At 67.6% G+C, this 23242-nt stretch carries 18 protein-coding genes; 8 read left to right on the forward strand and 10 right to left on the reverse strand.

What is annotated here, in order from left to right:
- The first annotated feature begins 6 nt into the window (after positions 1-6).
- Complete coding sequence (locus ACOI2T_RS15025; protein WP_409501796.1) at positions 7-1119, forward strand: LLM class flavin-dependent oxidoreductase; 1113 nt, start codon at positions 7-9, stop codon at positions 1117-1119.
- Here the strand turns inward: ACOI2T_RS15025 and ACOI2T_RS15030 are convergent.
- Positions 1116-1808, reverse strand: coding sequence for a hypothetical protein (locus ACOI2T_RS15030; protein WP_409501797.1), 693 nt, complete (start codon positions 1806-1808; stop codon positions 1116-1118). The genes ACOI2T_RS15025 and ACOI2T_RS15030 overlap by 4 nt on opposite strands.
- A 77-nt stretch (positions 1809-1885) precedes the next feature.
- Between ACOI2T_RS15030 and ACOI2T_RS15035 the strand changes: the two genes are divergently transcribed.
- From ACOI2T_RS15035 to ACOI2T_RS15045, 3 genes are read left to right on the forward strand one after another with little or no spacing between them, the layout of a single operon-like run.
- On the forward strand, positions 1886-3391 hold the full coding sequence (locus ACOI2T_RS15035) for a carboxylesterase/lipase family protein (RefSeq protein ID WP_409501798.1): 1506 nt from the start codon (positions 1886-1888) through the stop codon (positions 3389-3391).
- A 50-nt stretch (positions 3392-3441) separates the two neighbouring features.
- On the forward strand, positions 3442-5379 hold the full coding sequence (locus ACOI2T_RS15040; protein WP_409501799.1) for a primary-amine oxidase: 1938 nt from the start codon (positions 3442-3444) through the stop codon (positions 5377-5379).
- A 45-nt stretch (positions 5380-5424) separates the two neighbouring features.
- The gene (locus ACOI2T_RS15045) at positions 5425-7422 is read left to right on the forward strand and encodes a DUF7064 domain-containing protein (RefSeq protein ID WP_409501800.1); all 1998 of its coding nucleotides are present in this window, start codon (positions 5425-5427) and stop codon (positions 7420-7422) included.
- Between the two features lie 160 nt (positions 7423-7582).
- Here the strand turns inward: ACOI2T_RS15045 and ACOI2T_RS15050 are convergent, their stop codons facing one another.
- The 5 genes from ACOI2T_RS15050 to ACOI2T_RS15070 form a co-directional block, all read right to left on the reverse strand.
- Positions 7583-8785 (reverse strand): lipid-transfer protein, encoded by a 1203-nt coding sequence (locus tag ACOI2T_RS15050; protein ID WP_067852802.1) that lies wholly within the window; start codon positions 8783-8785, stop codon positions 7583-7585.
- On the reverse strand, positions 8782-9249 hold the full coding sequence (locus ACOI2T_RS15055) for a Zn-ribbon domain-containing OB-fold protein (protein ID WP_067852800.1): 468 nt from the start codon (positions 9247-9249) through the stop codon (positions 8782-8784). The genes ACOI2T_RS15050 and ACOI2T_RS15055 overlap by 4 nt, the downstream gene beginning before the upstream one ends.
- 91 nt (positions 9250-9340) lie before the next feature.
- Complete coding sequence (locus ACOI2T_RS15060) at positions 9341-10354, reverse strand: zinc-dependent alcohol dehydrogenase family protein (protein WP_409501801.1); 1014 nt, start codon at positions 10352-10354, stop codon at positions 9341-9343.
- 49 nt (positions 10355-10403) lie between these two features.
- Positions 10404-11081 carry an alpha/beta fold hydrolase gene (locus ACOI2T_RS15065; protein ID WP_409501802.1) on the reverse strand — a complete coding sequence of 226 codons (678 nt, stop codon included), beginning with the start codon at positions 11079-11081 and terminating at the stop codon, positions 10404-10406.
- Positions 11078-12202, reverse strand: a complete 1125-nt coding sequence (locus tag ACOI2T_RS15070; protein ID WP_409501803.1) for an FAD-dependent monooxygenase — start codon at positions 12200-12202, stop codon at positions 11078-11080. The genes ACOI2T_RS15065 and ACOI2T_RS15070 overlap by 4 nt, the downstream gene beginning before the upstream one ends.
- Positions 12203-12272: 70 nt before the next feature.
- Here ACOI2T_RS15070 and ACOI2T_RS15075 point away from each other — a divergent pair, with 70 nt between their 5' ends.
- Both ACOI2T_RS15075 and polA read left to right on the forward strand, forming a co-directional pair.
- Complete coding sequence (locus tag ACOI2T_RS15075; protein ID WP_409501804.1) at positions 12273-13163, forward strand: LysR family transcriptional regulator; 891 nt, start codon at positions 12273-12275, stop codon at positions 13161-13163.
- Between the two features lie 10 nt (positions 13164-13173).
- Positions 13174-15888 carry a DNA polymerase I gene (gene polA / locus ACOI2T_RS15080; protein ID WP_409501805.1) on the forward strand — a complete coding sequence of 905 codons (2715 nt, stop codon included), beginning with the start codon at positions 13174-13176 and terminating at the stop codon, positions 15886-15888.
- Between the two features lie 52 nt (positions 15889-15940).
- Here the strand turns inward: polA and ACOI2T_RS15085 are convergent, their stop codons facing one another.
- Positions 15941-17104 (reverse strand): PrsW family intramembrane metalloprotease, encoded by a 1164-nt coding sequence (locus ACOI2T_RS15085; protein WP_409501923.1) that lies wholly within the window; start codon positions 17102-17104, stop codon positions 15941-15943.
- A 207-nt stretch (positions 17105-17311) separates the two neighbouring features.
- On the opposite strand from ACOI2T_RS15085, the gene rpsA reads away from it, so the two are divergent.
- Both rpsA and coaE read left to right on the forward strand, forming a co-directional pair.
- Positions 17312-18754, forward strand: coding sequence for a 30S ribosomal protein S1 (rpsA, locus tag ACOI2T_RS15090; protein ID WP_067852789.1), 1443 nt, complete (start codon positions 17312-17314; stop codon positions 18752-18754).
- Between the two features lie 146 nt (positions 18755-18900).
- Positions 18901-20028, forward strand: coding sequence for a dephospho-CoA kinase (coaE, locus tag ACOI2T_RS15095; protein WP_409501806.1), 1128 nt, complete (start codon positions 18901-18903; stop codon positions 20026-20028).
- Here coaE and ACOI2T_RS15100 read toward each other — a convergent pair.
- From ACOI2T_RS15100 to ACOI2T_RS15110, 3 genes are all read right to left on the reverse strand, one after another.
- Complete coding sequence (locus tag ACOI2T_RS15100) at positions 20025-21488, reverse strand: flavin-containing monooxygenase (protein WP_085149757.1); 1464 nt, start codon at positions 21486-21488, stop codon at positions 20025-20027. The genes coaE and ACOI2T_RS15100 overlap by 4 nt on opposite strands.
- 88 nt (positions 21489-21576) lie before the next feature.
- On the reverse strand, positions 21577-22299 hold the full coding sequence (locus ACOI2T_RS15105; protein ID WP_409501807.1) for an SDR family NAD(P)-dependent oxidoreductase: 723 nt from the start codon (positions 22297-22299) through the stop codon (positions 21577-21579).
- Positions 22296-23240, reverse strand: a complete 945-nt coding sequence (locus tag ACOI2T_RS15110) for an alpha/beta hydrolase (RefSeq protein WP_409501808.1) — start codon at positions 23238-23240, stop codon at positions 22296-22298. The genes ACOI2T_RS15105 and ACOI2T_RS15110 overlap by 4 nt, the downstream gene beginning before the upstream one ends.
- Positions 23241-23242 lie beyond the last annotated feature (2 nt).

Here is a 23242-nt window from a genome sequence, read left to right on the forward strand (position 1 = left end):
ACGTCCGTGACAGTCCAGCCATCCGCTCGATTCTTCTGGTTCCTGCCCACCAACGGAGACAGCCGCTCGATCGTCGGAGCGTCGCACGCCTCGACGCATCACACCATCCCGGACAACTATCGTGCACCCACCCGTCGCTACCTCGCCGAAATCGCGCGCGCGGCCGATCGTCTGGGCTATGAAGGGGTGCTGACCCCGACCGGGACGTGGTGCGAGGACGCGTGGCTGACCGCGTCGGCGCTGCTCGCCGAGACCGAGCGGCTCAAGTTCCTCGTCGCGTTTCGGCCCGGCCTGGTTCCGCCGACGCTCGCCGCCCAGCAGGCCGCGACGCTGCAGCGGTTCTCCGAGGGCCGCGTGCTGCTCAACATCGTCAGCGGCGGCGACAACGTCGAACAACGCCGGTTCGGCGACTGGCTGAGCCACGACGAGCGATACGCGCGTACCGGGGAATTCCTCCACATCGTCAATTCGCTGTGGCGCCAAGGGCCCGACGAATCGCTGACGTACAAGGGCGAGTACTACTCGGTGGCCGACGCGCGGGTTTCGGCGCCGCCGGACCCGTTGCCGCAGATCTACTTCGGCGGCTCGTCGGCGGCCGCACTGCCGATCGCCGCCGAGCACGTCGACGTGTACCTCACCTGGGGTGAGCCGCCGCAGGCCGCCGCCGCCAAGGTCGAACAGGTCCGCAAACTGGCCGAACAACGTGGCCGCACCGTACGGTTCGGCGTCCGGCTGCACACGATCTCCCGCGACACCTCGGCCGCCGCGTGGGCCGTGGCCGACGAGCTGCTGGCCGAGCTCAGCCCGGAGCAGATCGCCAAAGCGACTGCGCTGCATGCCAAGTCGGAGTCGGAAGGGCAGCGCCGGATGACGGCGTTGCACGGTGGTCGGGTGGACCAGCTCGAGATCTACCCCAACTTGTGGGCCGGTGTCGGCCTGGTCCGCGGCGGCGCGGGAACCGCGCTGGTCGGGAGCCACGAGGAGGTCGCCAACCTCATCTACGAGTACCACTCACTCGGCTTCGACGAGTTCATCCTGTCCGGCTACCCGCATCTGGAAGAGGCGTACTGGTTTGCCGAAGGCGTGCTGCCGATCCTCAGACGCAAAGGCGTCGCCTAGTCCGGCGGGCAGCTGAACTGCCTGCCCACGCCGACCGGCGGTGGGACTGGCTGGAGGCAGCCGAGCGGCTCGACACCGGTGGCGCTGAACCGGACGGCCGACTGGTGTGCGTAATTGACGCACACCAGGGCGGTGGCGTCGGCGCGGCACCGATAGTCGCCGAATCCGAGTGCCTGCCCGGCAGGCAGTTCGGCGCCGTCGCCGTAGGTGAATCGCCCCGGATCGCCGCGTAGTGCGCCGATGTCCACCGTCGGGCCGGCGAAGTCGACCCAGCCGGCGACCCAGTTGCCCTCGACGTCCGACGGCTTGTCCGGCAGCCCGTCGGCCTCGACCAGGCACGACAGTTGGCCACCGACCAATTTGTCGGTCGCGCACCGGGTACCCGCCGCGACGAACGCGACGTCGTCACCGAGATCGGTGGTTTCGCCGTCGCGCGTGGCGGTGTGGAAACCCGCGGCGTCGGCCGGCTTTCCTGCCTCAACCCACTTGATCACCTGCGGCATCGGAGTTCCCGCGGCCGGAGCCGTTGTGGGCAGCGGAGAGGTTGTCGTCGTCGGTGACGGTTTGGCGCTCGGATGCGTCGTGGCGGTCGGCACCGACAACCGGGGTTGCGACGTCGGTTCGGCTTCCCGACCCGGCGAGCACGCTGCCAACAGCACAGACGCCGCGATGATCACAGCAATGCGCATCCCGCCAGGCTAGCGGTCGAGTTCGCGTGCGCCGACCAGGCGCGTCGTGGGCGAGCGATGTTCGCTACCGTCGAGTGATGCACGAACGGACCGTCCGCGCAGAGATCGGCACCGGGATCATCGAGGGCTTCACGCGCGACGGCGTACACCGCTGGCGTTCCATTCCCTACGCGCGGCCACCGGTCGGGTCCTTGCGGTTGCGTGCGCCGCAGCCCGCGGAGCCTTGGCCGGGCGTGCGCTATTGCCACGGGTTCGGGTACTGCGCGCCGCAACAACGCCGTTACACCATGGTCGGGGTCGGCAAGTACCAGCCGATGAGCGAGGACTGCCTGACGCTCAACGTGGTTGCGCCGCAATCGCCGCCCGAAGGTCCACTGCCGGTGATGTTCTTCGTGCACGGCGGTGGCTACATTCTGGGCAGTTCGGCGACGCCGATCTACGACGGCGCCGCGCTGGCCCGCCGCGGTTGTGTCTACGTGTCGGTCAACTACCGGCTCGGTGTGCTGGGCTGCATGGAATTGTCGTCGCTGTCCACGCCTGAGCACCCGATCGACGACAACCTGTTCCTGCGCGACCTGGTGCTGGCCCTGCAGTGGGTCAAAGACAACATCGCCGCGTTCGGCGGCGACCCCGACAACGTCACGATCTTCGGTGAGAGCGCAGGCGCGCAGGCCGTCGCCACGCTGTTGGCGGTGCCCGCGGCCAAGGGCCTGTTCGCGCGGGTCATCTCCGAGAGCCCGGCCAGCGGCATGGTCAGCTCGGCTGCCGCGGCGGCGCGGCTCGCCCGCCAGTTCGCCGGACTGCTCGGTTCGGGCGGCGATGCGGCAGCGACGCTCAAGACCGCGCGTGCCGCCGAACTGGGCAGGGCGCTCGAACAACTCATCTCCCGCGGTATGACCGACATGCCGGGCGCGTTCCCGGTCGGCCCGACGTACGGCACCGAATTCCTGCCCGCCGATCCGGTGGCGGCCATGGCCGACGGATCCGCGCACCGCCTGCCGTTGATCGTCGGCAACAACGCCGACGAGGGCAGGCTGTTCACCCGCTTCCTGCCGTTGTTGCCGACGAATGAGCCCATGATCGAAAAGCTGTTCGCCGATGCCGCCCCCGAGCACCGGGAGCGCATCGTCGCGGCGTACCCCGGCTATCCCAGCAGCGCGGCGTGTGTGCGACTGGGCGGCGATTTCGCGTTCGGCTCGGCCACCTGGCAGATCGCCGAGGCCCACAGCCGACATGCGCCCACCTATGTGTACCGCTACGACTACACGCCGAGGGCGCTGCGCTGGGCGGGCTTCGGCGCCACCCACGCAATGGAGTTGCTTGCCGTATTCGACACCTACCGAACGCGATACGGCTCGATGCTGACGGCGGCCGCCGATCGGCAGTCGGCCCGGTTCGTGAGCCGTGACGTGCAGACACGGTGGCGCGAGTTCAGCCGCACCGGCGTGCCTGGTACGGGCTGGCCCGGCTATGACGCGGACAAGCGTGCGGTGTACGTGTTCGACCGCACGCCGCGCGTCGAGTACGACCCGGATGCCGATCGCCGGCTCGCGTGGGAGGGCTTCACGCTCGCCGAGAGCTGACTCTGGGCGATCGGCTGCGCGCGGCGCATCCGGTGTGATTGCGTGATCGGGTGGACCATCCCCTCGATCCGCTGTCGGCCGACGAGTTCACCGCGGTGGCAGCGATATTGCGGCGCGAACACGGTGTCGGAGACGGGTGGCGGATCGCGTCGGTGGAGCTGGCCGAACCGTCCAAATCCGAACTGGCCGCCTTCGAACGAGGTGGCGCCGCGCCGCCGCGGCGTGCCGCGGTCATCTGCCTCGACCGGGCCGAGAACGCCACGTACAAAGGCGTCGTGACGTTGACGGGCGACGCCGTCGAGGCGTTCGACCACATCCCGGGGGTGCAAGCCAACTTCACCGTCGACGAGTTCGCCGAATGCGATCAGATGCTGCGCCACCATCCGGATGTGATCGCCGCACTGGCCAACCGTGGCATCACCGACATCGACAACGTGTTCATGGACACCTGGACCTACGGCGACGCCGTCGCGCCACCGGAGTACCGGAACCGGCGCATCGGATGGTCCGACACCTGGTACAAGTCGGCGCCGGGCGCCAACCCGTACGCACACCCGGTCAGCGGCCTGCACTGCGTCGTCGACCTCAACACCATGGAGTTGCTCCGGGTCGAGGATGACGGGAGCAACGAAAAGCCGGATGTGATGGGCGAATACGTGCCCCGCCACATCCCGCAGCGAATCCGGTCGGCGTGGAACCGGGAGCCGCTCGCACCGCTGCACATCACGCAGCCGGACGGGCCGTCGTTCACCCTCGACGGCAACCTGCTGCGCTGGCAGAACTGGTCGCTGCGGGTCGGGTTCAATCATCGGGAAGGCATGACCCTGCACACCGTGCGGTATCGCGACGGTGAGGTGAATCGCTCGGTGGCGCACCGGATGTCGTTCGCCGAGATGGTGGTGCCCTACCGCGATCCGTCGGTCGATCACTACCGGCGCACCGCGTTCGACATCGGCGAGTGGGGTCTGGGTTTCATGACCACATCGCTCGAACTGGGCTGCGACTGCCTCGGTGAGATCCGTTATCTGGATGCCGTTCTGCACAACAGCAAAGGTGAGCCCTACACCATCACCAACGCGATCTGCATCCACGAAGAAGACAACGCCGTGCTGTGGAAGCACGTCGACCACGACGCGGGCGCCGAAGTGCGCAGGATGCGCCGGCTGACGCTGTCGTTTCACGTCACCGTCGCGAACTACGAGTACCTCGTGTACTGGCGGTTCTACCAGGACGGCAACATTGAGTGCGAGGTCCGCGCGACCGGCATCATGGTCACCACACCGCTGGCGCCGGGCCGGCCCAATCCGAACGGCACCCTCGTCGACGAGCGCACCTATGCGCCTTTCCACCAGCATTTCCTGATCGCGCGGCTCGATCTCGATGTCGACGGCACCGACAACACGGTCTACCGGACGGAGTCGCATGCCGAACCGATCGGCCCCGACAATCCGTACGGGCTGTCGCTCGTGGTGCACAACAAGGCGCTGCGCACCGAAGACGAAGGCAAGCAGGACGTCGACTTCGCGACCCAGCGCGCCTGGAAGGTGGTCAACACCAACGTCGTCAACGGACTCGGCACCCATCCGTCGTACAAACTGGTGCCCACCGGCGCGATACCGCCGATGTTCGATCCGGCCTCACCGGTGCTGCAGCGCGCCAACGTCATCGGGCACACCCTGTGGGTGACCCCGAACCATCCCGACGAGCGTTGGCCCGCAGGAGAATTCGTCAATCAATCCGCCGCGGACACTGGGCTGGGCGTGTGGACCAAGGCCAACCGGTCGATCGACAACACCGACGTGGTGCTGTGGTACGTGTTCGGCATCCACCACATCACCCGGCCCGAGGACTGGCCGGTGATGCCCGTCGACGTCGTGTCCTTCTGGCTCAAGCCGTACGGCTTCTTCGACCGTAACCCGGCACTGGACGTGCCCGCGTCGCCGCCGGACGCCTGCACCCACACCGACGCGAGGTCGGCACACCATTAGTTGACACCTGTCATGTGTGATCCCGGCCACTGCTAAGTTGCGTGTGTGCAACCGACTCAGAACGCCGTGCTCGAGCGTCCCGACGACCTGACCTGCGACTGGCTGACCGCCGCGATCGGCGCGGGCCCCGTCACCGGATTCGGTTTCGAACGGATCGGCACGGGTCAGATGAGCGAGTGCTACCGCGTGTCACTCACGTACGGCGACGGCGCGACCGGTCCGGCGTCCGTCGTGCTCAAGGTCGCCGCGACCGATCCCAGCAGCCGCCAGACCGGGCTCGCGCTTGGCCTCTACGAACGTGAGGTGCGGTTCTACACCGACATCGCGCCCGGCCTGCCCGCCGGTCCGGTGGCGCCGTGCCATCACGCCGCGTTCGACCCGCAGAGCGGGGCGTTCGACCTGCTGCTCGGCGATGCCGCGCCGGCCACGGTCGGTGACGAGATCCGCGGTGCGACAGCCGAACAGGCCGCTGTCGCGCTGGCCGAACTCGGCCGTGTGCACGGCCCGATCCTGGCCGAGCCCGAGCTGGGCCGGGCCGAGTGGCTCAACCGCGACGCCCCGGTCAATCAGGCGATGATCGCGGGCTTGTACGCGGCGTTCGCCGAGCGCTACGACGGCATGATCACCGCCGAACAGCGCCACGTGTGCGAGCGGCTCGTGGAGAGCTTCGACGCCTACATCGCCGCCGAAGGTGAACCGGGTCGCCCGCTCGGCCTGGTGCACGGCGATTACCGCATCGACAACATGCTGTTCGGTGACCCGGGCGCCGATCGCGTGCTGACCGTGGTCGACTGGCAGACCGTCACGTGGGGTCCGGCACTGACCGATGTCGCGTATTTCATCGGCTGTGCGCTGCCCGTCGAGCGGCGCCGCGAACACTATGACGCGTTGTTGCGCGCCTACCACGCGGCGCTCGGACCGGACCCGGCACTGAGCCTGGATCAGGTCCGCGACGGCGTGCGCAGGCAGAGTTTCTTCGGGGTGATGATGGCGATCATCTCCTCGATGCTCGTCGAACGCACGGAGCGCGGCGATCAGATGTTCATGACGATGCTGGACCGACACTGCAGCCACGTCCTGGACACCGGTGCGTTGGGAATCCTTGCCCCACCGCAGGTTCCGGAGCCGCTAGTCCCTGCGGCCGCCGACGAGGCCGCACACGAGCCCACCGACGAAGCGTTGTGGAACGAGAGCTGGTATTTCGACTTCGTCGACACCTCAGCGGGTTTCGGCGGCTGGGTGCGCCTGGGGCTGATGCCCAACCAGGACACCGCGTGGATCAACGTGCTGCTGGCGGGCCCGGGGCTGCCGACCATCGCGCTCAACGACTTTCACGCCGCTCTGCCGGCTGACATCGCCGAGGTCGCGGGTGCCGATGTCGAGCTCGCGTTGCTGCCGATCGAGCCACTGCAGACCTACCGGATCACGGCGTCGGGCAGGGGGCAGTCCTACGACGATCCGGCGGCGCTGCTGCGCGGCGAGGCCGGAAGCCCCGTGGCGGTCACGATGGACCTCACTTGGACCACCGCGGCGACCCCGTACCAGTACCGCATCACGCCCCGCTACGAACTGCCGTGCACCGTCTCGGGCACGGTGACGATAGGGGACCAGACTCACACCGTCGAGGCCGTGCCCGGTCAGCGGGACCACTCGTGGGGTGTGCGGGACTGGTGGTCGATGGAATGGGTCTGGAGCGCAGTGCATCTTGACGACGGCACCCACCTACACGGCGTCGACATCCGGATACCGGGCATGGCGCCGATCGGCATCGGCTATACCCAGCGGGCGGGTGAGCCGCTCGTCGAACTGCAATCCGTGACCGCACAGCACACCCTCGGCGACGACGATCTCCCCGTCACGACGACACTGTCGCTGCAGCCCGGCGACATCGAGGTCACCGTCGACATCCAAGGCCACGCACCCGTGCTGCTGACCTCACCCGACGGCAAGGTGAGCCAGTTCCCCCGCGCGTGGGCGACCGTGCGCACCGCCGACGGCCGCACCGGTGTCGGCTGGCTGGAGTGGAACCGCAACCTCGGGTAACCCTGGCTCGCCGAGCGCCCGTGTTTGTACAGCGACACGCCGTGTTCGGGCGGCATTTTGGGGTCGCTCGCGGCGGTCACGCCTCGTCGAACGTGAGCTTGTGTGTCAAATTCCGGGAGATCTTCGCACACAAGCCCACACTCGGTGCCGTGGACTGGATTCAGCGCGCGACGACGACCGACGAGCCGTGGCCGAACAGACCCTGGTTGGCCGTCACGCCGACCTTAGCCCCTTCGACCTGCCTGCCGGTCGCTTGACCTTTCAGCTGCCAGGTCAGCTCGCACACCTGCGCGATGGCCTGGGCCGGGATGGCCTCACCGAAACACGCGAGACCGCCGGACGGGTTGACCGGAACCCGGCCACCGATCGTGGTCGCGCCGCTGCGCAGGAGCTGTTCACCCTCGCCCTTCGCGCACAGTCCGAGGTGCTCGTACCAGTCCAGCTCGAGCGCGGTGGACAGGTCGTACACCTCGGCCAGGCTGACGTCCTCGGGGCCGATACCGGCCTCGGCATATGCCGCGTCGAGGATCTGATCTTTGAACACGCGCTCGGGCGCCTCGACGACCGCGGTGGAATCCGTTGCGATGTCCGGCAATTCGGGCAGATGCTGCGGGTAGCGCGGCGTCACGGTGCTGATCGCGCGCACCGACGGCACCCCCTCGAGCGATCCCAGGTGCTTGCGGGCGAAGTCCGCACTGGCCACGATCAGCGCGGCCGCGCCGTCGGAGGTCGCGCAGATGTCGAGCTGGCGCAGCGGGTCGGCGACGACCGGGCTGGCGAGCACGTCCTCGACCGCGGATTCCTTGCGGTAGCGGGCATTCGGGTTCTGCAGACCGTGCCGCGAGTTCTTCACCTTGACCTGCGCGAAGTCCTCGGCGGTCGCGCCGTAGAGATCCATGCGGCGCCGGGCCAGCAGCGCGAAGTACACGGGGTTCATCGCGCCGATCAGATGGAACCGCTGCCAGTCGGGATCGTTCTTGCGCTCACCGCCGACCGGCGCGAACGCGCCCTTCGGCGTGGTGTCAGCGCCGATCACGAGTGCCACATCGCAGAATCCGGCCAGGATCTGGGCGCGGGCGCTCTGCAGTGCCTGCGAGCCCGACGCGCACGCCGCGTACGAAGACGACACGGGCACGCCATTCCAGCCGAGCTTCTGGGCGAACGTGGACCCCGCGATGAAGCCGGGGTAGCCGTTGCGGATCGTGTCGGCGCCGGCCACCAACTGGATCTGGCGCCAGTCCAGCCCGGCCTCGGCGAGCGCCGCGCGCGCCGCGACGACGCCGTACTCGGTGAAGTCACGGCCCCATTTGCCCCACGGGTGCATGCCCGCGCCGAGGATGTAGAGCGGTTCGGGGGTGCTCATCGGGCCGTGCCCTCCTTGCTCCTCGCGTCCGCAACCATCCAGGCGTAGGTGGTGCGCTCGACGCCGTCGGCATCGGTGTAGAGCGGCATCGTGGTGAGCTCCATGTCCATTCCGACCTTCAGGTCGGCGGCAAGGGTGCCCTCCACGACCTTGCCCAGCACGATCAGCCCCTCGTCGGCGAGTTGCACCGCGGCGATGGCGAACGGCTCGAACGGGTCGGGTGCCGGATAGGGCGCCGGTGGTGGATAACGGTTCTCGGTGTAGCTCCACACCTTTCCCCGCCGCGACAGTGGCACAAGGTTCAGCACGTCGCTATCGCAGGCCGGATTCGGGCAATTGTTCTCGCGCGGCGGGAACACGTAGGTGGCGCACTGTGCGCACTTGCCGCCGATCAGATGAGTCGCGCCGGAATCGTCGGCGGCGAACCACCCTTCGATTGCGGGTTGCGTAGAAGCTGCTGGCACGTCGGTCAGACTAACCGAGATCCACCCAGAAACTGAAACGTGTTGCAGTTTTGTCCCGACTGCCGGGAGGCTGCCTCGGTGCCGACGGGACTCACCTGTCGAATTCGATGACGATCTTTCCGAACGGCCCGCGGTCGAGGCGATCCAAGGCGCTCGGAAGGTCGGCAAGTGCGTAGCGGGAGTCGATGACCGGTTTCAGGGCGATGCGGTCGACGGCTGCGACGAGGTCTTCCAGCGCACGCCGGTGACCCGTGCCGATGCCCTGAATGACGATGTCCTTGAACAGCAGTGGCGCCACGGGCGCGCTGATCTCGAACCCTTCCAAGGCCCCGATCTGGTGAATCGTCCCGCCGACGGCCGTGACCTGAACGGCCTGGCCCAGATGCGCTCCGCCGACGATCTCGAGAACGTGATCAGCGCCGTGGTCGTCGGTGAGTTGGTAGATGGCTTCCACCCAGTCCTCTCGCCTTCGGTCGACGCCATCGTCGGCTCCCAGCGCCAAAGCCCGGTCCAGCTTTCCTGTGCTACCGGAGACGATCACCCGGGCTCCGTGCGCCTTCGCGATCTGGATGCCGAACAACGAGACGCCGCCGGTACCTTCCACGAGCACGGTGTCACCGGCGTGAACCCGACCGCGTTCGACGAGCGCGAACCATGCCGTCAGCCCGGCGCAGGGGAGCGTGCTGGCTTCGGCCGACGGCAACGTCGCGGGTGCCCGCACGAACCACTCCTCCGAAAAGCACACTCGATCGGCGAGCACGCCGGGGTAATACCCGCCCAGCGTGCGGTACGACGGTGTGCGTGCGTCCCCGCCACGGGCGTCGTCGCGCCAGTCGGGAGTGAACGTCGAGATGACGCGATCACCGATCTGAAGCCGCGTGACACCCTCACCGATGCCGACGACTGTTCCCGCGAGGTCGGATCCGGGCGTGAACGGAAACTGCAGCGGCAGCCCGCGTCCGGTCTCGATGACCATCTTGTCGCGGTAGTTCAACGACACCGCGGCCACATCGACCAACACCTGTCCGGGTCCAGGCTCAGGCGGTGCCACCTCCCGCAGTGCCAACTGATCCCGGCCGATGCTGTCCATCTCCCAGCGCCGCATGCGTTTCCCTTCGTCGGCTCCGAGGCCGTCAACCGGGTCTATGGCGCATTCATTCCTGGTGCCCGGCGACATCGAGCAGGATCCGCAGCACCTCGTCGGTATGGCCGGCCAGCAGGTTGTGTGTGCTGTCCAGCGCATGTGTGGTCCACGACGGGTCCTGGCTCAGCCTCTCGAACAACGCCGCGAACGGCGGCTCGCCGTCCCACTGAGTGGCATAGACGTACACCCGGCGCCGAAACCCCGACAGATCTCCGGTCAACCGGATCGGCTGCATCAACGATGCCAGCGGGTGGGCGGTGGCGCGCTCGTCGAAGAACGGCAGGGGAGGCACGCCGTATCCGGTGGCGTCGACGTCGGCATACCAGTCGCGTAAGTCGTCGGTCACCAGATTCCAGCACGAGTCACCGTCGGCCGGCACGAACGCGTCGAGGTACACCAGTGAATCAACCTGGGCGGCAACACGATCCGCCACCGCCGTGATGACCATGCCGCCATAACTGTGCCCGACCAGCACGGCGTCGGTCACCTGTTGCGCATCGAGTTCGGCCAGCACGTCGGCGATGTGGGTCTCGAGGTTGACGCCCGCGTGCGCGAGGTGGGCGCGCTCGGCCACCCCGGTCAACGTGATGGCCAGCACGCGGTGCCCGTGGTCGCGCAGTCGCGCGGCCAGCTCGTCGTAGTACCACCTGCCGTGGCAGGCGCCGGGAACAAGCACATAGGTCGTCATGTCAGGCTCCGATCTGCGTTCGTGTCGCGCCGATAGTCGGCGGTGACGCGGGCGAGTTCCTCGGGACGGGACGTGCCGATGTGGTGCATCGCGCGGTTGGCCGCGACCACGTCGGCGGTCTCGGGCCTGCGGATGTCCTCGTAGCGCCGCAGCCCCGTTTTCACGTCGCGGGCGAGCTCGTCGGCCAGCACCCGGGCGTCGACGATGGCCTGCGAACCGCCGTTCGCCCCAACGGGATACATCGGGTGGGCGGCGTCGCCGAGCAACGTGACGCGTCCGGCGCCCCACCACGGGAGCGGGTCGCGGTCGACCATCGGGTACTCGAGCACCGTTTCGGTCCGCGCGATCAAGTCGACGGCATCGAGCCAGCCGAGGTCCCAGCGGGCAAGGTGGGCCAGCACTTCCGACCGGTCGCCGGGCTGGTTCCACCGCGCGTCACCGGGCAGCGGTCCCGGTGCGGACTCGGGCAGCAGGACCACCCAGTTCGTCAGCCCACCGCCGATGCGATAGACGACGAGTTCGGCCGCATCGTCTTTCACGATGGCCATGGTCCGGCCGTCGAGGAACGGCTCGCCGGGCGCGGCGCCGCGGAACATCCGCACACCCGACCACTGCAGCGGATCGGCGCCGGGATGCAGTTGTGCGCGCACCGCCGAGTGGATGCCGTCGGCGCCGACCAGCGCAGCGGCATCGAAGTCGCCCGCCGAGGTCCGAACTGTGACGTGCGCGCCGTCGTCGTCGAACCCGATCAGTTGTGTGCCGGTGCGGACGCCGTCCGGCCCGAGTGCCGACAGCAACAGCATCTGCAGTTCGCCCCGGTGGACCGAGTACTGCGGATGGCCGTAGCCACCGTCGATGCCACGCGGTTCGCGAAACAGCAGGGTGCCGGTGGCGTCGTAGTAGCTGATCGCCGCCGGGGCCGCGGCGATGTCCGCCAACGCGTCGCCGAGCCCGAGTTCGCACAGCTCGCGCACCGCATGGGGCAGCAGGTTGATGCCGACCCCGAGCGGCCGCACGTCGCGGGCGCGTTCGATGACGGTCGCCGGGATGCCGCGGGCCCGCAGGGCAAGGGCAGTGGTCAGCCCGCCGATCCCGGCGCCTGCGATGAGTATTTCGGTCATGACCCCAGCGTCGGCCGCCGGCAGCTATAAGTCCAATATCACTTAAGTTGCGTAACTATAATCATCGCTTATGGAATTGCGGCAGCTCGAGTACTTCGTCGCGGTGGTCGAAGAAGCGAACTTCACGCGCGCCGCGCAACGCGTGCGGGTGGCGCAACCCGCGGTCAGCGCGCAGATCCAGCGGCTGGAGCGTGAGCTCGGTCAGGAGTTGCTCGACCGGTCCCGCCGGACCGTCAGGCTGACGGCGGCCGGGGCGGCGGTGCTGCCGTACGCCAGGGCGGCGTTGGCGGCCGTCGCGGGCGCCCGCACCGCGGTCGACGAGCTCGCCGACCTCGTGCGCGGCAGCGTCGCCATCGCGACGGTGACGGCCCACGACGTCGACATACCTTCGCTGTTGGCGCAGTTCCACACCGCCCACCCGGCCGTCGAGATCACGCTCGGCGCGGACAATTCCGATGTGCTGCTGGAGCGGCTCCGCACCGGACGGCTGGATCTGGCGATCGTGTCGATCGGTCCGGACGAACAGCTCGATGACATCGCGACCGAGGTGGTCACCGACGAGGCGATCGAAGCCGCGGTCGGTGCCGGCGACGACCTCGCGGCACACGATGTCGTCTCGTTGACCACCCTGCGGGAGCGGCCGCTGATCTCACTGCCGCCCGGCACGGGCATCCGTAGGCAGCTCGACGCCGCGTGCGCAGCCGCGGGCTTCACCCCGCGGATCGCGTTCGAGGCCAGCACGCCGCCGGCACTTGCGGATCTGGCCGAGCGCGGATTGGGCGTGGCGATCCTGCCGAGTTCGGTGTCCCGCTCCCGGCCCGGACTGCATGCGCTGACGATCGAGCCGCCGATGCGCGGACGGCTGGTGCTGGCGTGGCGGTCGCGCGGGCCGATGAGTCCGGCTGCCCGCGAGTTGGTGAAGATGGCGCGGCGGTTACTGGCTGTCGGAGTGCCTGCATAGAGTTATGGCCGTGAGCCCAACCGCGACTGCCAAGACCGAAACAGCGACCGACAAGCCCACACTGATGCTGCTGGACGGCAATTCGCTGGCGTTCCGGGCGTTCTACGCGTTACCTGCGGAGAATTTCAAGACGCAGGGCGGTTTGACCACCAACGCGGTGTACGGGTTCACGGCCATGCTGATCAACCTGCTGCGCGACGAGCAGCCCACCCACGTCGCGGCGGCTTTCGACGTCTCGCGGCAGACGTTCCGCAAGGAGAAGTACCCCGAGTACAAGGAGGGGCGTTCGGCGACGCCCGACGAGTTCCGCGGCCAGATCGACATCACCAAGGAAGTGCTCGGCGCGCTGGGCATCACCGTGCTGGCCGAGCCGGGGTTCGAGGCCGACGACATCATCGCCACGCTGGCCACCCAGGCCGAGGAGGGCGGCTACCGCGTGCTGGTGGTCACCGGCGACCGGGACTCGCTGCAGTTGGTGAGCGACGATGTCACCGTGCTGTACCCGCGCAAGGGTGTCAGTGAGCTGACGCGGTTCACGCCCGACGCGGTGCTCGAGAAGTACGGCCTGACCCCGGCGCAATATCCCGATTTCGCGGCGCTGCGCGGCGACCCGAGCGACAACCTGCCCGGCATCCCGGGCGTGGGGGAGAAGACCGCCACCAAGTGGATCGTCGAGTACGGGTCGTTGCAGGCGCTGGTCGACAACGTCGACAAGGTCAAGGGCAAGGTCGGCGACGCGCTGCGGGCCAACCTGTCCAGCGTGGTGCTCAACCGTGAGCTGACCGATCTGGTCCGGGATGTGCCGCTCGCGCAGACCCCCGACACCCTGCGGGTCCAGCCGTGGAATCGCGATCAGATTCACCGGCTGTTCGACGACCTGGAGTTCCGGGTGCTGCGCGACCGCCTGTTCGAGACGCTGGTCGCGGTCGAGCCCGAGGTCGAGCACGGATTCGACGTGCGCGGCCGCGCGCTGGAGCCCGGTGAACTGGCCGCGTGGCTGTCCGAGCACAGCCTGGGTAACCGCTTCGGACTCGCGGTCGTGGGCACGCACCTGGCCTACGACGCCGACGCCACCGCGTTGGCGATCGTGTCGGCCGACGGCGACGGCCGCTACATCGACACCGCCACGCTGACACCCGAGGACGAGGCCGCGCTGGCGTCCTGGCTCGCCGATCCCGGCCCGCCGAAGGCGCTGCACGAGGCCAAGCTCGCGATGCACGATCTCGCCGGGCGCGGCTGGACGCTGCGCGGTGTCACGTCCGATACCGCGCTTGCCGCGTATCTGGTGCGGCCCGGTCAGCGCAGCTTTGCCCTCGACGATCTGTCGGTGCGCTATCTGCGCCGGGAACTTCGCGCGGAAACGCCGGAGCAACAACAGCTTTCGCTGCTCGACGACTCCGACGGGGTGGACGAGCAGGCGGTGCAGACCGTGATCCTGCGGGCCAGTGCGGTGCTCGATCTTGCCGACGCCCTCGACGAGGAACTCGCCCGCATCGACTCGTCGTCGCTGCTGGGCCGCATGGAGCTGCCCGTCCAGCAGGTCCTGGCCGAGATGGAGCACGCGGGCATCGCGGTCGATCTCGACCACCTGCAGGAACTGCAGGGTGAATTCGCCGACCAGATCCGCGACGCCGCCGAGGCCGCCTACGGCGTGATCGGCAAGCAGATCAACCTCGGCTCACCCAAACAGCTGCAGGTCGTGTTGTTCGACGAGCTGGAGATGCCCAAGACCAAGCGCACCAAGACCGGCTACACCACCGACGCCGACGCGCTGCAGTCACTGTTCGACAAGACCGGGCATCCGTTCCTGCAGCATCTGCTCGCCCACCGCGACGCCACGCGGCTCAAGGTCACCGTCGACGGCCTGCTGAACTCGGTCGCCTCGGACGGTCGGATCCACACGACCTTCAACCAGACGATCGCGGCGACGGGGCGGCTGTCGTCCACCGAGCCGAACCTGCAGAACATCCCGATCCGCACCGAGGCCGGTCGCCGGATCCGCGACGGTTTCGTCGTCGGCGAGGGCTACACGGAGCTCATGACCGCCGACTACAGCCAGATCGAGATGCGGATCATGGCCCACCTGTCGCGCGACGAAGGCCTCATCGAAGCTTTCAACACCGGTGAGGACCTGCACTCGTTCGTGGCGTCGCGGGCGTTCTCGGTGCCCATCGACGAGGTCACTCCGGAACTGCGGCGCCGCGTCAAGGCGATGTCCTACGGCCTGGCCTACGGTTTGTCGGCCTATGGCCTGGCCTCTCAGCTCAAGATCTCCACCGAAGAGGCAAAGGTGCAGATGGAGCAGTACTTCGACCGGTTCGGCGGGGTGCGGGACTACCTGCGCGACGTGGTCGATCAGGCCCGCAAGGACGGCTACACCTCGACCGTGCTCGGTCGCCGCCGCTACCTGCCCGAGCTCGACAGCAGCAACCGCCAGGTGCGCGAGGCCGCCGAACGCGCCGCGCTGAACGCGCCGATCCAGGGCAGCGCGGCCGACATCATCAAGGTGGCGATGATCAACGTCGACAAGGCGATCAAGGACGCCGGCCTGCGGTCACGCATGCTGCTGCAGGTGCACGACGAGCTGTTGTTCGAGGTCGCCGAGGGTGAGCGCGACACCTTGGACAAACTGGTCCGTGAGCACATGGGCGCGGCCTATCCGCTGGATGTGCCGTTGGAGGTGTCGGTGGGGTACGGCCGCAGCTGGGACGCCGCCGCGCACTAGCGGCGAATCGGCTGGGGCCGCGCACTAGCGGCGCATCGGCCGGGGCCGCGCACTAGCGGCGCGGTGCGCGGTAGTTGGCGAGCCATCCGAGGATCGGCGCGTGTGACCGCGCGGCCGCGACGGCGTGGACTTCCTCGTTCTGCAGCGCGTACACCCGGGCATCGCCGAAGCCGCGGTCGATGCGGTCCCGCACGAACGCCAGCTCGACGACCGCGGCGGCGAATCTCGCGACCGCCTTGCCCGCGGGCCGCCCGTCGGCCCGGGTCGCTTGATCGATCGCGGCGCGCCGGGCCCGCAGCGATCCGAGCCAGGTGGCCTCGTTGGGAGTGATCAGGCCGGCGGCCACCATGCCAGGCAGTTTGGTGGCGACGATGCGTTGTTCGCGACGGCGGCTCCAGATGGCCAGACCGATCACGAGCGCGAAGATCGGCACCATCCACACCACGTACACGACGAAGTAGGTCTCGATGCCCACCAGCGAGGAGCCGTTCCACAACCCGTGGATGAAGGCCGCCGCGAGGTAGCCGAGCAGGATGCAACCGGCTTTGGCGACGAAACCGCGTCGGTGCAGTGCGAAGTAGACACCGATCGCGATCATCGTCGTGAACAGCGAGTGCGCGAACGGCGCCATGATGAGCCGCATCGCCGCGGTGACCAGCGATCCGGCGACCGAGTCGGCGCTGGCGATGTACATGATGTCTTCGAGCCAGGCGAAACCGATGCCGACCATGCCGGCATAGACCAGACAATCGGTCAACGAGTTGAGTTCGTTGCGGCGCCGCCCGGTCATCATGATCAGCAGAAACAGCCCTTTGGCGGCCTCCTCGATCAGCGGCGCCCGGATCGCGGTTGAGGCGAACCCGTCCGGCAGGGCCGGGTTCGGGGGAAACAGCGCGTCGCCGAGCAGGCTCAGCACGACCGACAGCACGACCGCGATCGACGCGCCCCAGCCGAAGGCCAGCAGCAGGAGCCGCGGCGGTTCCGGCTCGAAGCGGTCCAGCCACAGGTAGGCGAACACGACGCCGGTCATGGCGATGCTCGACAGGACGAAGCCGATGATCGCGCCGACCGGGTTGAGCGCGGTGAACAGCAGGATCAAGCCGCCGGTGATGACACCGAGGACGATGATCACGGCCAGCGGGGCGCCGACCTTGCGGACCGGACGGGGCAGCGGTGCGGCCACCGGGAACCACGGTGGTGGGGCCGGGTGTTGCATCGGGGAGTACGCCACCATCGAAGGGTAGCGGCGGTGCCCTATCGGGCAGGCGGTTTGTCCTGCGTGTACCGGGTCGAGTACCCTCGGTACGTACCTGTGTGCACAGCTCGTCGGCGCCGCAGGCGACACCAGCACAACCCGGCGTTCGCGCCGGAGCAACACAAGATTCTGTCCCTACGATCAAACCTGTCCGGAGCAACCCACCACATGCCAAGTCCCTCCGTCACCTCGCCGCAAGTAGCCGTCAACGACATCGGCTCGGCTGAGGACTTTCTCGCCGCCATCGACAAAACCATCAAATACTTCAACGATGGCGACATCGTCGAGGGAACCATCGTCAAGGTTGACCGTGACGAGGTCCTCCTCGACATCGGTTACAAGACCGAAGGTGTCATTCCTTCGCGCGAACTCTCCATCAAGCACGACGTCGACCCCAACGAGGTCGTTTCCGTGGGCGATGAGGTCGAGGCCCTCGTTCTCACCAAGGAGGACAAGGAAGGCCGCCTGATCCTGTCCAAGAAGCGCGCACAGTACGAGCGCGCCTGGGGCACCATCGAGGAGCTCAAGGAAAAGGACGAGGCCGTCAAGGGCACCGTCATCGAGGTCGTCAAGGGCGGTCTGATCCTCGACATCGGCCTGCGCGGCTTCCTGCCCGCGTCACTGGTCGAGATGCGTCGTGTCCGCGATCTGCAGCCGTACATCGGCAAGGAGATCGAGGCCAAGATCATCGAGCTCGACAAGAACCGCAACAACGTGGTGCTGAGCCGCCGCGCCTGGCTGGAGCAGACGCAGTCCGAGGTGCGCAGCGAGTTCCTCAACCAGCTGCAGAAGGGCGCCATCCGCAAGGGTGTCGTGTCCTCGATCGTCAACTTCGGCGCCTTCGTCGATCTCGGCGGTGTCGACGGTCTGGTCCACGTCTCCGAGCTGTCCTGGAAGCACATCGACCACCCGTCCGAGGTTGTCCAGGTGGGCGACGAGGTCACCGTCGAGGTCCTCGACGTCGACATGGACCGCGAGCGGGTTTCGCTGTCGCTCAAGGCGACTCAGGAAGACCCGTGGCGCCACTTCGCCCGCACCCACGCGATCGGCCAGATCGTGCCGGGCAAGGTCACCAAGCTGGTGCCGTTCGGTGCGTTCGTCCGCGTCGAAGAGGGCATCGAGGGCCTGGTGCACATCTCGGAGCTGTCCGAGCGCCACGTCGAGGTTCCCGACCAGGTGGTCCAGGTCGGCGACGACGCGATGGTCAAGGTCATCGACATCGACCTGGAGCGTCGCCGGATCTCGCTGAGCCTCAAGCAGGCCAACGAGGACTACACCGACGAGTTCGACCCGTCGAAGTACGGCATGGCCGACAGCTACGACGAGCAGGGCAACTACATCTTCCCCGAGGGCTTCGATCCCGAGACCAACGAATGGCTCGAGGGCTTCGACAAGCAGCGGGAAGAGTGGGAGAGCCGCTACGCCGAGGCCGAGCGCCGGCACAAGATGCACACCGCGCAGATGGAGAAGTTCGCCGCTGCCGAGGCAGAGGCCGCCAACGCTCCGGTTTCCAACGGGTCTTCGCGCTCGGAGGAGTCCACCGGTGGTGGCACGCTGGCCAGCGACGCGCAGCTCGCCGCGCTGCGGGAGAAGCTCGCAGGCAGCGCCTAGTCAGAGATCGAACCGAACGCCCCGGCAAGTGCCGGGGCGTTCGGCGTTTCGCCCGCCGAACGTGAACTCGATGGCGAGAAATCGCCAAAACCTCGCCATTTCCTTCACATTCGCGTAAAGGGCTGGCGTCCTGAGAGACTGATGCGGTGCTTCGTATTGGATTAACCGGCGGTATCGGCGCCGGGAAGTCAACAGTGTCGGCCACATTCAGTGAGTGCGGCGGGATCGTCGTCGACGGCGACGTGATCGCCCGGGAGGTCGTCGAACCCGGCACCGAGGGCCTGGGGCGGCTCGTCGAGGCGTTCGGTGAGGAGATCCTGCTGGCGGACGGCGCGCTGAACCGGCCCGCGCTCGCGGCGTTGGCGTTCAGTGACGACGAGAAACGGGCGGTGCTCAACGGCATCGTGCACCCGTTGGTCGGCCGGCGCCGCACCGAGTTGATCGAGGCGGCTCCCGACGACGCCGTCATCGTCGAAGACATCCCGCTGCTCGTCGAATCGCAGATGGCACCCCTGTTCCCGTTGGTCGTCGTCGTGCACGCCGACGTCGAAACCCGGGTGAGCCGCCTCGTCGAGCATCGCGGCATGCCCGAGGCGGATGCCAGGGCACGGATCGCCGCGCAGGCGACCGACGAGCAGCGGCGCGCCGTTGCCGATGTGTGGCTGGACAACTCCGGCAGCCAGGCCGATCTCGTGGAACGAGCAAAACAGCTGTGGTTCAACCGCATCCTGCCGTTCGCGCGCAACATCCAGGCCGGTGAACCCGTCGCGGCGCCGCTGCAGCCGGTCTCCTTCGATGCGGGCTGGGCCGGTGAGGCGCGCCGCATCGTCGCGCGGCTGCAGACGGCGTGTGGTCACCGCGTGGTGCGGGTCGACCATGTCGGGTTGACGGCGGTCCCCGGGCTGGACGCGCCCGATGTCATCGACGTCCAGGTGACCGTGGAGTCCCTCGACGTCGCCGATGAGCTGTCCGGTGCCCTGCGGGCCGTCGGCTATCTCCCGCTCGCCGACGGCATCGACGCGGTCGAGTCGGATGCCCGCAGCACGGTCGCGGCGTTCGACCATTCCGATGATGCTGCGCTGTGGCGCAGCCGCCTGCACGCCTCGGCAGACCCCGGCAGGCCCACGAACGTCCACCTGCGGGTGGCGGGTTGGCCCAATCAGCAGTACGCGCTGCTGTTCACCGATTGGTTGCGGGCCAACCCGGGTGCCGACCTCGACAACGCCTACCGGCGGGCCTGGGAGTGGGCGGACGAGACGGGCTGGCGGCCCTAGCTCAGGCGGACTGCGATCCTGCGGAGCAGTTTGGTGGCCAGGATGTAGGGGGTCGCGCCGAACGGCCATTGTGACACGATTCGGCCGCTGCCTGCCTGGAAGTAGTTGTTGACCTGGGCCCAAACGGTTTTCGACAGGGCGGCCTGCACCCAGTCGTTGTAGATGACGAATGCCGAGCGGCGCACCTCGATCGTGGTCGCACCGGTGTTGGCCGCTCGCGAGATCAGGCCGGCGGCGAAGCCGGCTTGTGCCTCGTAGAAGGACACCAGCGGAATCGAGTTGGTGTTCGGGCCGTACATGATGAAGAAGTTCGGGAACTTCGGAACCATCATGCCCAGAAACGCTTCGGGTTCGCCCTGCCACTGTTCGTGCAGTGCTGCGCCTCCGCGCCCGCGCACCTCGTAGTTGCCGAGATAGTTGGCGGCATCGAATCCTGTTGCCAGCACGATGATGTCGAGTTCGTGTTCGTCACCGTTGGCGTCGACGGCGCCGGTCCGCGACAGACCCTTGACGGCATGCGGGACGAGCGTGACCTTCGGGTTGCGCAGCGACCGGTAGTAGGTGTCGCTGACGACGGTGCGCCTGCCCTCGAACGGGAATGACGGCGTGGCGAGCTCGAGCAGATCGGGCCGGTCGCCGAGCTCACGGCGCAGGTATTCGGCTGCGGCCCGGTGCTTTCGTCGGTTCGTCCAGCCGGTGGACCTGGCATGGCTGGAGCGGTACTGGCGAAGGTCGTAGCCGAGGTAGAGCTTGAGCCGTCGCCAGGCGTACACCGGCGCGAGCCGATTGAGCCGGCGCTCGGCAGGCGTGAAATCGTGGCTGTTCTTCGGCAGTATCCAGTTCGGTTCGATCTGGAAGATCTTCACTTCCGCACCGACCCGCTCGGCCTCGGTGACCACCTGAACGGCAGAGGAGCCGGTACCGACCACGCCGATCTTCTTGCCGGACATGTCGAGTCCGTCGATCCAGCGCGACGTGTGGCAGATGGCGCCACCGAAGTCGTTGTGCTCGCGGGCGAACGGCGGGATCAGCGGGATGTTGAGAAAACCGACCGCGCTGATGACAGCGGTGAACCGGCCGTGGTCGACACCGGATTCGGTGCTGACGGTGTAGGTCTTGTCGATGTCGGACCAGGCGACGTCGTCAACCTTTTCGTTGAACCGGATGCGGCGGGGGAGATCCCACTTGTTCGCGACGTGGTTGAGATAGCCCTGCAATTCCCGCCAGCCCGCGTGCGTGCGGGTCCAGTCGTAGCGCTCGAACGAGAACGAGTAGATATGAGATTCGAGGTCGACTTCGGCGCCGGGGTATCGGTTGTGCCACCAGGTGCCGCCGAGCGCGGGCGCCTGCTCGAAGATCACGAAGTCCTCGATGCCTTTCTTACGCAGGGCGATCGCCGCGGCGATACCGCTGAAACCCGATCCTATGATGGCGACTCGCGGCATCGTTGGCCCGCTCATCCTGACTCCCGTCTAAAGAACTATAGGTCGCGTGTTTAGACCAAAAATTGGATTGTCAACGTCTCCGGCCGTGCCGGCGGTTTTGCTGTTACTTGATCTGAGCTGTCCAGCCGCCGTCGACGACGAGATCGGTTGCCGTGACGAACGAGGCGTCCGCAGACAGCAGAAACGCTATGGCGTTGGCGATTTCGTCAGGCATCCCGAGACGTCGCAGTGGTGTGCGGCTCTCCATGTCGGCTCGTCGGGCCGGACTGTCGACGTACAGGTAATCGATCATCGGGGTGAGAATCGCGCCCGGGCACACGGTGTTGGCCCGGATTCCCTCTGGCGCGAGTTGCAAGGCCAACGCTCTCGTCAGTGACACCACCGCCGCCTTGCTCACCTGATAGGCATCCAGCGGGGAATCCATGCCCCTCAGGCCCGCGGTGCTCGCGACGTTGACGATGCTCTTACCGTTCCCACGGCGCAGATGATCGACAGCCGCTGTGGTTACTCTTCGCAGGCCGTGCAGATTCACTCCCAGCGTGAGATCCCAGACGGACTCGTCGATGTCGAGCGTCGACCCATCGCGGTCGAACAGCGCGACGCCGGCGGCGTTCACGAGATAGTCGAGTCCCTGCCCGTCCAACCGGCCGAACAGCTCGGCCGGATCGCCGTCGAGCAGATCGAAGCGTACGTAATCGGCCTCGGCGGGCAGTCCTGGTGCCCGCTCACCTACATCCGTGGCGATGACGTGCACACCATCCTTGACGAGGCGATGCACGGTGGCCGAGCCGATCCCGCCACCTGCCCCGGTGACCAGCGCGATCATCGGACGGACTCATCGGTACGGGACAGGGCCGCCGCGAGGCGCTCGCCCGCGAACGTCATGGCCGCGCCCGCGGTCGGAAAGACCTCGACGAGGCCGAAGAATCCGTGCACCATGCCCGGCGTCGAGTGGCTCTGCACCGCGACGCCCGCCGCCCGCAGCGCCTGCTCATACAGCTCTCCCTGCGGGCGAATGGGATCGCACTCGGCGAGGATGATGGTCGCCTCTGGCAAGCCGGTGTGATCGGCGTCGAGCACGTTGACCCGCCGATCGCCCGCGGCGTCCGGGCTGGGCAGGTAATTGTCCTGGTGCCACTGCAATTCGTCGCGTTCCAGCATCACGCCGTCGTAGGCCGGGTCCATGCCGCGGCCCAGGTCGGTGGTGGTGACCGGATAGACCAGTAGCTGATGACGCACCACCGGATCGCCCGCATCGCGGTAGTGCAGCGCCACGGCGGCCGCGAGGTTACCTCCGGCACTGTCACCGGCCACCGCGATGCGGGTGACGTCAACGCCGAGCCCGGAGGATGGTCTGCGCGCCCACTCGACCGCGTCGATCGCGTCGTCGACCGCGGTCGGGAACCGAGCCTCCGGGCCGCGCCGATATCCCACCGACAACACCGCCGCGCCGGAGGCGTTGGCAAGCAGTCGCGTTGCCACATCGTGGGAGTCGACACTGCCCAGCAGCCAGCCACCGCCGTGGTAGTACACGGTCAGTGGCAGGTCCGCATCGCCGGTGGGCAGATAGAGCCGGCCCGGAATTCCGGTGCCGTCGCGGGTTTCGATCGTGACATCGACGACGCGGTGGACCTCGGGTTTGGCCAGTGCGGCGAAGGTGTTCTCGAAATTCTCCCGGGCGGTCGGCACCGGCAGCAGGTGCGCGTTGGGGCGGCCCGACGCCTTGGTGTCGTCGAGCATCTTTTGGGCGATGGGGTCGATCGGCATTT

Origin of the sequence: Mycolicibacterium wolinskyi str. Jessa 2025 (assembly GCF_049241375.1) — a bacterium.
GTDB classification, from domain to species: domain Bacteria; phylum Actinomycetota; class Actinomycetes; order Mycobacteriales; family Mycobacteriaceae; genus Mycobacterium; species Mycobacterium wolinskyi.